Origin of the sequence: Crocosphaera sp. XPORK-15E, from assembly GCF_034931425.1 — a bacterium.
In the GTDB taxonomy this organism is placed as follows: Bacteria; Cyanobacteriota; Cyanobacteriia; order Cyanobacteriales; family Microcystaceae; genus UHCC-0190.
In genome coordinates, this window is the sequence record NZ_JAYGHQ010000016.1 from 220,564 (window position 1) to 233,822 (window position 13,259).

At 40.0% G+C, this 13,259-nt stretch carries 4 protein-coding genes; 3 read left to right on the forward strand and 1 reads right to left on the reverse strand.

What is annotated here, in order from left to right:
- Positions 1-4 precede the first annotated feature (4 nt).
- Complete coding sequence (locus tag VB691_RS18560; protein WP_323293006.1) at positions 5-1,720, reverse strand: hypothetical protein; 1,716 nt, start codon at positions 1,718-1,720, stop codon at positions 5-7.
- A 129-nt stretch (positions 1,721-1,849) separates the two neighbouring features.
- Between VB691_RS18560 and VB691_RS18565 the strand changes: the two genes are divergently transcribed.
- The 3 genes from VB691_RS18565 (at position 1,850) to VB691_RS18575 (ending at position 13,203) form a co-directional block, all read left to right on the forward strand.
- Positions 1,850-2,557 (forward strand): Crp/Fnr family transcriptional regulator, encoded by a 708-nt coding sequence (locus VB691_RS18565; RefSeq protein ID WP_323293007.1) that lies wholly within the window; start codon positions 1,850-1,852, stop codon positions 2,555-2,557.
- 57 nt (positions 2,558-2,614) lie between these two features.
- The gene (locus tag VB691_RS18570) at positions 2,615-3,331 is read left to right on the forward strand and encodes a DUF2232 domain-containing protein (protein ID WP_416245294.1); all 717 of its coding nucleotides are present in this window, start codon (positions 2,615-2,617) and stop codon (positions 3,329-3,331) included.
- A 422-nt stretch (positions 3,332-3,753) separates the two neighbouring features.
- Positions 3,754-13,203: a Calx-beta domain-containing protein gene (locus tag VB691_RS18575; protein ID WP_323293009.1), complete on the forward strand. Its 9,450-nt coding sequence runs from the start codon at positions 3,754-3,756 to the stop codon at positions 13,201-13,203.
- Positions 13,204-13,259 lie beyond the last annotated feature (56 nt).

Consider the following 13,259-nt stretch of genomic DNA (forward strand, 5'->3'; position numbering starts at 1 on the left):
TAGTTTATATTTTTGCTTTATAAGAATCTGAAAGCAAAGGGAATATTCCCTGGAAAATAGAGTAGATTGAATCATTATTTTTTTCCTGAATTAAAGTGGCATGAGGGAATTTTTCAGTTAACCAAGGGGACAACCCATAGCTAATAGCAGAAACCCCTTCACCAGAGAGAATGATTTGAGTAATCGCAGTTGATGACTGCTCTACTTGAGTCAGTAATGTTGTTATTTTTTGATGCAGTTGGTGTCGCCAAGGTTCAATGATTTGTTCAGTCATTTCTCGACGGGTAACACCCCAAATTTGTTGAGCAATGGTTGAAGAAAAGGTTTCTTGTTGCTGTAAAATTAATCGGCTTAATTGAGCCGCTTCTAACATTGCATTCCCTAACGGATGTTCCTGTAATTGCTGACTTAAGCCTTCTCTTAGCAATAAATCTGGGTATCCAGGTTGGGGAAAAGGTGCTTGAAGTGTGGGAACTGTTTGAGTCATTTGACCATACCATTGAGGGTAAATTAATTGACACAAAATATCTTGATTCATTCCTTGACTTCCGTAAGCAAACCGTTGAGTTGTTAACCCAGAAAATCCCTGGGAAATATCAACTAAAGCTAATTCTGTGACGGTTTCTGTTAATTCAATGACCAAAGATAATTGAGGGGTTTCATAATGGGGTTGAGTGGGACAATAAGCTAAAGCTAAGGCGATCGCTTTGGGAACCCAGAGCATTTGCTGAGGAGTCTTGATCAAAGGAGTTTCTAATAATAGGGTTTGCAATAAAGCGCGATCGCCTGAATTCCATCGAGCGGGACAGATTAAAACAACCCCTTCTAATTGCCCTAGAATAGATTCTAAGGTGAATTCCCCGATGCTGAGTGATGATTGATCCGTTAAGCTGGTGCTGAGGTGATTTAAGGATTGTTTCCAGTAATCTAAGGGACTCTCATTAAGAGAAAGGTTAGGGAAAGATAGGTTAAGAAGCTCTGATAAAGGATAGTCGGAAAATTGCTCAGGAGAGTTTAAATTAACCTGTAATAAAACTGCCGTCAAAGGATTAGTTGTAAGATCAATACCCAAATACCAGGACGTATTAATGATAGGATTGTTAATGGAAATTGGACTTTTGAAAGTTGGCTGATTGAGAGATAATTCTAATTGTTGTTGGAGACGATTACAATAAGCCAAAAACTTGGCCTCTCCCTGTTGTCCTAACTGGTGCATCCTTTGCAGTCCTTCTCGCAGAGAATCAGAATAAGTCTGTAAATCTTCCCGTAAAGATTCAAACACCGTGGGTAAAGTTTGATCAAAACTAGATAAGGAAGTCGATAAAGATGGTTCGGTTTGTTCTAAGGGTTCTGGTAAACTATTGTCACAATGAGTTGACAATTTGGCCAAAAACTCTGACAAAATCTCTTGGCGTTGCTGTTCCAGGGTTTGAATTTCTTGTAAGAGAGATTGTCGCTGATGATGTAACTGCTCTAATTCACCTTGTAAGGGTTGTAACCATTGATTCAGACTCGTTTCTAAGCGCGTCAACACCATGTTCGTAAGCTTTTCGGCCTGAGTGTCAAAATTCTCATCCATTGCCCCTGCTTGACACAGCAATAGATAGTGTCGTACTCTTTCGAGAAGGATTAACACTTCTGGATTTTCAGCGAGTTGTCCTTCCCACAGAACCCGCTCAAGGTCAGTAATTAGGGATTGAAGCTTATCTTGAACCGCCACAGTAATTTGTTAAAGATAATTAAGAATAGGTGAGATCACAAAGAAGACTTCTAGAAACTTTAAAAAATAAGCCCATGATTTTTGATAGGCTTAGCATAGCAGATGAATTAGCAATCTGCTTATGGGCTTATGGAAGATATCAACAACTCTCGTCACCAATCTCCTGATTTAGAAAAGTTAATACAAACAGCGTCTTTCTTTGCTGGTTTACCAGAAGAAAGTTTAGAACTTGTCATGAGTCACGCTGTTACCCGTGTTCATCCTGCCAACCGTGTGATTCTCTTGGAGAATGACTGGGGGGGTTCCGTTTACTTTATTTTAGAAGGCTGGGTGAAAATTCGGACTCACAACTTTGATGGGAAGGAAGTCACCCTCAATATCGTCGGTAGAGGGGAGGTGATTGGGGAAATGGCCGCTTTAGAGGAAGTTCCCCGTTCAACTGATGCCATTACCTTAACTCAAACCACTGTCAGTAGTATTCCAGCCCAAGATTTTGTCAGTTTACTTGAGAGTGATCCCATTGCGGGGGTTCATTTGGCTCAATTAATGGCCAAACGGTTAAGACAAATCAACCGACGGCTAAGATTACGGGAAGCGGATAGTCTCTCACGGGTGGCTGATACTTTATTATTTTTAGCAGAAGGTCAGGGCAAACGGACGGAAAGAGGGGTAGAAATTCCTAATTTACCTCATCGGGAGTTAAGCAGTATTAGTGGGTTAGCGCGGGAAACTGTCACGCGATCGCTGACTAAATTAGAAAAAAAGGGTTTAATTAAACGGGAAGATGATATTCTTTGTATCCCTTCTCTTGATTCTCTAGAGCAAATTATTTCCTAAATGAGTTCTTCTTCTGAGCCGCTTAATCAACCTTCAGCAAAGGATACTGATGCTTTAATGAATGATTCTAATTGGGTAGATGAAGGGGAAGATTCAACAAGTCCGACTCCACCGGAACCCCCTAAAATGGCGACATTAAGCCTTTCTTCTGCCAAAACCCGCCAAACCTTAGCTATGGTGGAAACGGCGTTTTTAGCCAGTGCGGGTAGCTTAATTTGGTTAATTAACTATTATTTTCCCCTAGGGCCCCTATTGCGGCTCTTTTTTCCCATTCCCATTGCTTTAGTTTATCTCCGTTGGGGTAGTCGAGGGGCTTGGATGGGGGCTTTAGTTTCAGGATTATTGTTAACAGTATTGATGGGGCCAACCCGCAGTATTGTCTTTGTAATGCCTTATGGATTGATGGGGGTTCAATTAGGGGCCTGTTGGCGACGGGGGGTTAATTGGGAGTTTTCCATGTTTACTGGGGCTTTAATTGGCACCTTTGGCTTCTTTTTTCGCTTTTGGTTATTCTCAATTTTGTTGGGAGAAGATTTATGGCAATATGTGATTAATCAAATGACAGGGTTAGCTGAATGGGGATTTTTAAAGTTAGGAATTCTCGCTCAACCTAGTTTTTGGTTCATTGAATTGTTAGCAGTTATTCTCATTTTTGTCAATAGTATTATTTATTTATTTGCAGTTCATTTAGTGGCTTTATTGGTGTTAGATAAATTGGGAAATCCCATTCCTCGTCCACCAAAATGGATACAGGTTATCTTAGATCATGAGTGAACTACTAAAGGTTTCTGGTAGGGGCTTAATATTATTAAGTCCATTTATTTTGGGTTTAACACTGTTAAACCCCTACGGGTTTCTGGTAGGGAAATAATATTATTATGTCCCTAATTTATGTAAAATTGGACAAAGTTGTACATGAAGATGAAGATTTGTAAATTAAGATCAAGTTAAATTCTGTCAAATCAAAAAAAAGTGAGTTTTAGTGGTTGACAGCAAAGTATTCAGTGATTATACTTATTTTAAAGATTTGACTATATAGTTTTTAGTTTAATCTTTATCAAATTAAACTCGTTTATTCTGCTAACTCTGTGTTGAGGATAGTGTATTTTTTATGCACGAAATACTTAACTTGAGGAGCAAATATTCTGTTTATTTTAGTCTATTTTTTATATTTAATTTTTAGATTACCATCAATTATGACTACACTTTCCTCTATTAATTCCTTGCTAACCGTCAATTCTTTAGCCATTGAGCCATCCCTAATGGCTGTTTTAGAACAAGCAATTTTATTCAGTCAAACCCAATTACAAACCTTTGCCAATGACTCTGAATTTGCCGCTAAAATGGCAGTTGCTTTTAACTCAACCCAAAGCGCGGATACCTTACAGACAGCATGGCAAAACGATGATTTTAGTGGGTTTCCTCCCCTAGAAATCCGCTATCAGTCGGAGTTAAATGGAGCTTATGGGGCTTATGGGCAGTTAAATGGGGTTATTTATCTGTCTTATGAGTATTTACAGCAACTTTCTCAGTCCCCCACTTCTCAAGGGGGGTTAGGGGGGATAGATCTCTTAGCAGCCTTATTGTTAGAGGAATATGGCCATTATGTGGACGTGGTGTTAAATGGCAATAATGACAGTGCAGGAGATGAAGGGGCAATATTTTCGGCATTGGTACGAGGGGAAAGTCTGAGTGAGACTGAGTTAGCAGCGTTACAAGCGGAAGATGATAACGGAGTTATTAGCCTTAATGGGGTAAATATTGCGGTAGAAATGGCGAATTTTACGGGAGGCAGCGAAAATAATAACTTTGTCGGAACTTCTGGAGATGACCAGTTTTATCCTGGAACGGGAGCAGACACTATCATCGGTGGAGGAGGGGTTGACTACCTCCAAATTAATAACTCAACAGATACCTCTAGCACTACTGTAAATTACTCCGATTTTAACAATGGGACAATAACAGGTGGTTTAAATAACGGTACAAACTTCAAAGAGGTAGAAAGAATCTACCTGAGAACCGGTTCAGGTAACGACAACATCGACGTATCAGCCACAAATTGGAATGCAGAGTGGTCAGCCGATGTAGGCGGTGGAGCGGGAAATGACCTAATTATTGGCGGTAGTGGACGAGATGTTCTCTATGGAGAAGCAGGAGATGATACTATCCGAGGCGGTGGTAGTGATAGAGATGACCTGTATGGCAATGACGGCAATGATTCTATCTTAGGAGAAGGAGGCTATGACCGTATCTTTGGCGGTAATGGCAATGATACTTTAAGTGGTGGCGATGGGAATGATGAACTTTACGGTGAAGCAGGGAATGATACTTTAGATGCAGGTTTAGGAACCAGCCAAACTGCCGACGGTGGCACCGAAACCGACACCCTAAAAGTTGATTACTCCACCCTCAGCACTAATATAACAACCACAACCCCTAATAATGGCGGTGGAACCATCTCCACCACTGGCAACTCTGTAAATTACGTCAATATCGAGAAATTTGACATTACAGGTGGTAGTGGTAACGATAATCTCATCGGTGGCAACCTTGAAGATACCTTAAGGGGTGGTGCAGGGAATGACACCCTAAACGGTGGTACGGGTATTGACATCCTTCAAGGGGGTGTCGGCGATGATACTTACATCATTAATGAACTAGGGGACACCATTAATGAGAATGCTAATGAAGGGAGCGACACCATTCAAGCCTCTATCTCCTACAGCGTTGAAACCCTCGCTAATGTTGAAAATATCACTCTCACAGGCACAAATAACCTCAATGCGACGGGTAACACCCTTAACAACACCCTCACAGGTAACAGTGGCAATAATACTCTTACTGGTAATGCTGGTAATGACACCCTAGAAGGGGGTACAGGTAATGACTCTCTTAATGGTGGGGATGGAAGCGATCGCCTGATTGGTGTTAATACTACTGCGGTTGCTCCCGGAGTGGGTGAAATTGATACATTAGAAGGGGGAACAGGTAGCGATCGCTTTATCTTAGGAGATGCGACAAAAGCCTATTATGATGATGGCAATACTAGCACTAATGGAACGGCTGATTATGCCCTGATTAAAGACTTTAATATCAATGAAGATAAGATTCAATTATCAGGGGCAAAAAGTAATTATATTCTGGCTAATTCTCCTATTGCTGGAGTTTCAGGAACAGGAATATTTCGGGATAAACCAGGCACAGAACCTGATGAATTAATTGCTGTTGTTGAAGGAGTAACAGGATTAGATCTTAATAGTAATGCTTTTAGCTCAATTCTCAATATTGTCCCATTAAACTATACAGCAACCCCTGCTCAAGGACAAGCACAAGGAGGCTTTTATAATTATTTTGATGATACTAATAACCAACTGATAGATGGTATCTTGGGGGTCAATGACTGGAGTGCTAATCTAGGTAATGGAAAAGCCTACGAATGGGTAGGTTGGGTTAATGTTAATCCCACTCTTAACTTTGATTTTGGCAATTTTGTCGGCATTAGTCAAGTTCAAGTTGGTTTTAACCGCCGTGAAACAGTATGGATTTATTTACCCGATACAATTAATATTAATGGTTCAAACTTTACTCTGATAGGAAACGAAATTGCTGACAATAGTCGTGGATTTATCAATTTTAATGGTAATTTTACAGGAAGTAATTTAAGTATTAGTTTAACAGCTCCCAATAAGCAATGGATTTTTATCGATGAAGTCAAGTTTGTTACTGACAATAACCTGGCAGTGCCAGGTGTTTTAGCCTTCTCTCAAGCTAATTATAGCATTAATGAAAACGGTACTCCTGTAGTAGCTGTCACCGTTAACCGGACAGGAGGAAGTGACGGCGCAGTTAGCGCAGCCATTAACTATACAGGGGGTACAGCAACCGCACCATCTGACTACAATAACACCCCTATTACTGTTAGTTTTGCCAGTGGTGAAATAAGCAAAATTATCACTATTCCTATCGTTAATGATCTTCAATTTGAACCCGATGAAACCATCAATTTAACGTTAACAAATGCCACAGGTGGGGCAACATTAGGAACCCAAAACACCGCCACACTTACTATCATTAATGATGATCCTTTACGACCAGGAACTATTGCTTTTAATACAAGTAGTTATAGTGTCAATGAAAATGGCACACCAGTTACTAACATAACCCTAAATCGTACAGGGGGAAGTGATGGCATAGTTAGTGTTACTTTAACCCCTAGTAATGGAACAGCAACCGCAGTAAGTGACTATACCAACACCCCCATTACTGTTACTTTTGCTGATGGAGAAACCAGCAAAACTGTTACTATTCCCATCAATAATGATACCGTATTTGAACCAGCAGAAACTATTAACTTGACACTCTCAAATACTACCAATGGTGCAACACTAGGCATACAAACAACAGCAATATTAACCATTGCTGAAGAAAAAGAAGAAGTTAACATAACTGATATTTCCGTTGGTTACTATAACCAGACTTTAGGAAATATATTTGGTTCTCCTGGGAGTAGTAATTCTCTACCTGAACCTAACTTAACCTTAGCAACCAATTTAGGTAACTGGTTCACAGACACTGAAAATGCAATTAAGAATGGTTTTTGGAGCGAACTACAACAAATTCCTCAAAGTTGGACTACAAATCAAGAGACAGCAATTATCTATGAAGTTGATGGAGGACTTTATGGTGTTAGCAATTTAAAAGGCAATTTTGGTGCTGATAACTCTATATTTGTTTGGGTAAATGGGCAGTATAAATTTGGAGCCTCAGCAGAGGGTGGAGCCAGTGCCAATGAATATCCAAATATCGATCTAGGAAGTTTAAAAACGGGCAAAAACTACATCCAGATTTTGCGTGCAGATCATGGAGGAGCAGCGAACTCCTATATTAAGATAGTAGGAGATTATCAACAATTTCCATCTATTCCTGGCACGTTAACTTTCAGTGGAACTAATTACACTGTTAATGAAGACGGAACTCCTGTCGTTGCTGTTACTCTTACCCGCACTGGTGGAAGTGATGGCATAGTTAGTGTTACCTTAACCCCTAGTAATGGAACAGCAACCGCAGTAAGTGACTATACCAACACCCCCATTACTGTTACTTTTGCTGATGGAGAAACCAGCAAAACTGTTACTATTCCCATCAATAATGACCCCGTTTATGAACCCACAGAAACCGTTAATTTAACCCTCTCAAATCCTACCAATGGCGCAACATTGGGGACGCAACAAACGGCATTTTTAAACATTATTGATAATGATGCAGTCCCTGGTATTTTAGTCTTCTCTCAAGCTAATTACAGTGTTAATGAAAATGGAAACCCTGTCATTGCAGTAACAGTAAATCGTACAGGAGGAAGTGATGGATCAGTCAGTGCTACCATTAACTTAACGGACGGAACCGCAACCCGTCCAGCAGACTATTCTAATACTTCAGTTAACGTCACTTTTGCCAATGGTGAAACCTCAAAAATAGTTACTATTCCTGTTGTTAATGACGCTTTAAATGAAAGCAACGAAACGATTAATTTAACCCTAACTTCTCCTACCAATGGGGCAACTATTGGCACACAAAACACAGCCACCTTAACTATTATTGATAACGATGGGACAAATGCTGATTTAATAGTTACTAATTTAAGTGGAGAAAATGGGTTTAGCGATCGCACTACAAATGTCACCTATACTGTTAAAAATGATAGCAATTTTGCAGCCACAGGCCCTTGGGTAGATCGTTTGTATCTCTCCCCTGATGCTATCTTTGGTAACGGTAATGATATCGCCATTGGGAACGATACAGGAGGAACATTAGGGCGAGGTATTGAGTTTGCGGGAACCATTGACCCCCAAATCGAATATACTCGCACTATTCCCGTTATTTTGCCTGAAACCCCCGGTAATTACTACCTGATCGCTGTAACAGATGCAGATGGACAACTCAACGAAGGGGACGCAGAAAACAATAACCAACTTATTACCGTAACACCCCTCACCGTTACACCTCTTTACTATGCAACCATCGAAACTGATATCATAACCAGCGTAGCAGGGCAAACCATCGAGATAACGGGACAAACTATCAGCAATCAAAACGGACAGCCCATACCCTTTGAATTTGCGACGGTTTACCTCGAAAATGAGAATACTGGGGGAATTTTCACCATTGATATTCTCACCGATGCTAACGGTAACTATAACTATAACTTTACCCCCACAGCCAGCCAAGCAGGTAACTATAACCTCTACGCTACCCAATACCTTAACCCTGGCGAAAGAACCACCCCAGAGGACGAATTTAGCGTTTTAGGGCTAAGTTTCACCCAATCATCCGTTTTACTCAATGTCACGGAAGATGCGGCCAAAACCGGACAACTTACCCTAAGAAATTATAGCCCCCAAAGCTTAACAGGACTCACTACCAGTATTATCGGTGCGCCTAGTGATTGGGTAATTAGTACCAGCGTTGACCCCACAATAGGCAATAATAACACCAGTAGCCTAAATTACAGTATTTTAGCCCCAGATGCCGATATATTGCGGGATACCTTTGAAATTGAAGTAACTACTGCCGAAGGCGTAACCAGTCGCATTCCTGTTACCGTAGATGTTAACCCACTGCGATCGCAATTAGTGGCCAGTTTATCCCCCTTAGATGCAGGAATGCTACGGGGAGATCAAACCATTGTCGAGTTTACCTTAACCAATACCGGATCATTAGCGTCGGGTGATATAGATGTTCTACTGCCTGATGTACCTTGGTTATCCTTAGCCACAAATACCACAATTCCGACGTTAGATCCCAATGAGTCAACTACTGTCACCCTCACCTTAACCCCAGATGCAAATTTACCTCTAACCCTGTATCAAGGTAGTATTGCCTTTAACGATAATTTGCGTCCTAGTGATAGTTTACAACTGCCCTTTAATTTCCGCGCCGTATCCGATGCTATTGGCGGTGTTAACTTCAATTTTGTTGATGAATTGTATTATTTGGCAGATGGACAGCCAAAAGTTGAAAATACGACGATTACCCTCTTAGATGGTATCACGGGAGAAATTCTCAACACCTATACAGATCCTGATGGGATGTTTTCCTTAGATAACCTAACAGAAGGTTTCTATACCCTGAGAGTGGAAGCAGATAAACACGGTATCGGGACACAAAATTTCGCTGTAGAAGCAGGTGTTACCAAAGATATTGATGTCTTTTTACCCTATCAAACCGTTAAATATAACTGGGTTGTTCGTCCCACAGAAATCGCCGATGTTTACCAAATTACCTTAGAAGCGACCTTTGAAACGGAAGTACCTTTACCTGTCGTCACCGTAACCCCTGGTTCTTTCGATCTCTCCAGTTTAGATGAAGTGGGAGAAGTGCAGATCATTGATGTTACTGTTACCAATCATGGCTTAATTGGTGCAGAAGATGCTTACTTCTCCTTTGGGGAACATCCTTATTATGATATTGACCCACAAATCGACTATTTAGGGACAATTCCCGCTAAAAGTTCCCTAGTTGTGCCTATACGTCTCGAACGCTTAGCAGGAGACGGCCCAGCCCCTTGTGATATCTTTGGTGCATTATTCTGGGAATACCAAAACTTTGACCACAGTTTAGACGACTTCATCAACGTTGAACAAATTACCCCCATTCCTATCTATCATGTAGACGGAGATTGTCCCTTACCTCAAATCACCTATGGTGGTGGTGGTGGTGGTGTTACTGGTGGTGGTGGTGGTGGTTTCGTCCCTGGTGTGATTACTATACCCTTTATTCCGGGTTCACCTACCCCTTATGTTACCGCACGGGTTGGTATTGAAATCAGCCAAGATGCGATCATGACTCGTTCCGCTTTTGAGGGAGTTTTGACCTTAGAAAACCTCAATGATGATATTTCCTTAGATAATATCCTGATTAATCTGGAAATCACCGATTCTGAGGGTAATCTGGTTAATGATCGCTTTGCTATTACGTCCCCAACCTTGATGGGTTTAACTGAGATCAACGGTACTGGTACTCTGGCAGCAGATAGCATCGGAACAGCTAACTTTACCATCATTCCCACCGCTAACGCCGCACCTACTACCGAAACTGAATATAATATCGGGGGAAGCTTCAGTTATGTCGAAAATGGTCAAACTATCACCGTTGATCTCTATCCTACGGAAGTTACGGTATTACCCCAAGCTGAACTATATTTAGATTACTTCCTAGAACGGAATGTTTACTCAGATGATCCCTTTACTGATCCTATAGAAACATCAGTACCATTTGCTTTAGGGTTAATTGTCCAAAACCAAGGTTACGGAACGGCCCAAGATTTAGAAATTATCTCCGCAGAACCGAAAATCGTCGAAAGTGAACAAGGTTTACTGATTGACTTCGATTTAATTGGTACTTCCGTCGGTTCTCAACCTATTACGCCCTCTCTCAAAGTTAATCTAGGAGATATTGCACCCGGACAAACTCAAACCGCTAACTGGTATTTAAAATCTACCCTACAAGGGCGTTTTGTGGAATATGATGCCAGTTTTGAGCATATTAACGGCTTAGGTATTCCTGAACTTTCCCAAATTGCAGAAGTCAATATTCACGAATTAACCCACATTGTACGGGCAACAGTTCCCAATGATGACGGATTACCTGATTATCTCGTTAATAATAACCCTGACGTTGATATTATTCCCGATACTGTCTATTTCAGTAACGGAGGGACAGCAGCAGTTAACGCGGTTTATGAGGGGACAACTGATGGCCCTTTAACAACAAGCGATCGCAATGTAGTAATTACGGTTAACTTAACTGACGGTTGGAATTATATTGAACTTGATGATCCGAGTAACGGAGAATCGAGAATTGAAAGGGTTTTACGTTCCGATGGTACAGAAGTTTTATTAGAAAATGTTTGGTTAACCGATCGCACTTTCCCCCAAGCAGGCCGCCCAATTTACGAAAATAAGCTTCATTTATTCGATTATACGGCGACTTCTGGAGATAATACTTATACTTTAGTTTATGATGCCCCTCCTGATAATCCTCCTATCGTTGCTAATCCTCTTAATAACATTAGTGTGGATGAAGATGCAGCTAATAGCATCATTGACTTAACTAATGTGTTTAGTGATGTTGATGGGGATGTCATTATTAAGAGTATTTTCTCTAATAGTAATACAGGGTTAGTGATAGCTACGGTTAACAATAGTCAATTAACCCTTGATTATCTAGATAATAAATCAGGAACGGCTAATATTACAGTAAGAGGGACATCTAATGGTCAATTTGTTGATAATATCTTCACCGTTACTGTAAACCCTGTAGATGATTTACCTGTAGTTCAAAATCCGATTGCACCTGTTACTGTTAATGAAGATGCAGCTAATACAATCATTGACTTAACAAATGTGTTTAGTGATGTTGATGGGGATGTCATTAATAAGAGTGTTTTAACTAATAGTAATCCTGGGTTAGTAATAGCAACTATTAACAATAATCAGCTAACTCTTGATTATCAAGTTAATCAATCAGGAACAGCAGAAATCACCATTCGAGGAACAGCTAACGATCAATTTATTGATAATACTTTTACGGTTAATGTTCAAGGTTTGATGATTACTATTAACGGAATAGAGATTAGTAATACCCTAGAAACTTATGGCAATGCTTCCATTAATAATGGGAGGCCTTTACCTCAAGATACTCCCCAAGCTGTTGTCACTTATCCTAATAATGGTAATGAAGTAAAACTTGAGAATAATGCTTGGAAATCCTTTGATTTAACTAATTACAACATTACTGCAAATACCCGCCTAAGTTTTCAATTCCGTAGTGATAGTGAAGGAGAAATCCAAGGATTAGGCTTTGATAATAATGACAATATTTATGATAATACTAACACCTTCTTTCAACTTTTCGGTACACAAACCTTCGGAAATCAAGCCTTTAATAATTACAATACTGTTGATGGTTGGAAAACTTATACTATCAACGTGGGAGACTTCTTTACGGGTAATTATAACCGTTTAGTCTTCATGAATGATAATGATACTCCTAATAACTTAGGTAGTTCTAGTCAAGTCCGTAATCTGGTTTTAGCTGAAAATACACCTCCACCTGTTAATGATAAACTGACTTTAAATCTGAATGGGACTACTACTAGCAAAACCCTACAAACCTATGGCAATGCTTCCATTAATAATGGGAGGCCTTTACCTCAAGATACTCCCCAAGCTGTTGTCACTTATCCTAATAATGGTAATGAAGTAAAACTTGAGAATAATGCTTGGAAATCCTTTGATTTAACTAATTACAACATTACTGCAAATACCCGCCTAAGTTTTCAATTCAGAAGTGGGGAACAAGGAGAAATACAAGGGGTTGGTTTAGATAATGATGATAATTTGTTTAATAATACCAACACCATATTTCAACTGTATGGAACTCAAACTTTTGGCAATCAAGCTTTTAATGATTATCAAGGTTTAAATGATTCTGAAGCTGTTAATGGTTGGAAAGATTACAGTATTAGTCTTGGTCAATATTTTACAGGTGATTATGACCGTCTTGTTTTCTTTAATGATAATGACACTCCTAATAATTTAGGTAGTTCTAGTCAATTCCGTAATCTTGTTTTATCTGAGGTACTTTAAATGAAGAGTAATTAGCCACTCTTAATCCTAACTTAGATTTAACCCGATCAACAGAT

What these genes read in the sequence shown, in the direction of transcription:
- VB691_RS18565 (WP_323293007.1), top strand. Translation starts at nt 1,850, where the DNA reads ATGGAAGATATCAACAACTCTCGTCACCAATCTCCTGATTTAGAAAAG.
- VB691_RS18570 (WP_416245294.1), top strand. Translation starts at nt 2,615, where the DNA reads ATGAATGATTCTAATTGGGTAGATGAAGGGGAAGATTCAACAAGTCCG.
- VB691_RS18575 (WP_323293009.1), top strand. Translation starts at nt 3,754, where the DNA reads ATGACTACACTTTCCTCTATTAATTCCTTGCTAACCGTCAATTCTTTA.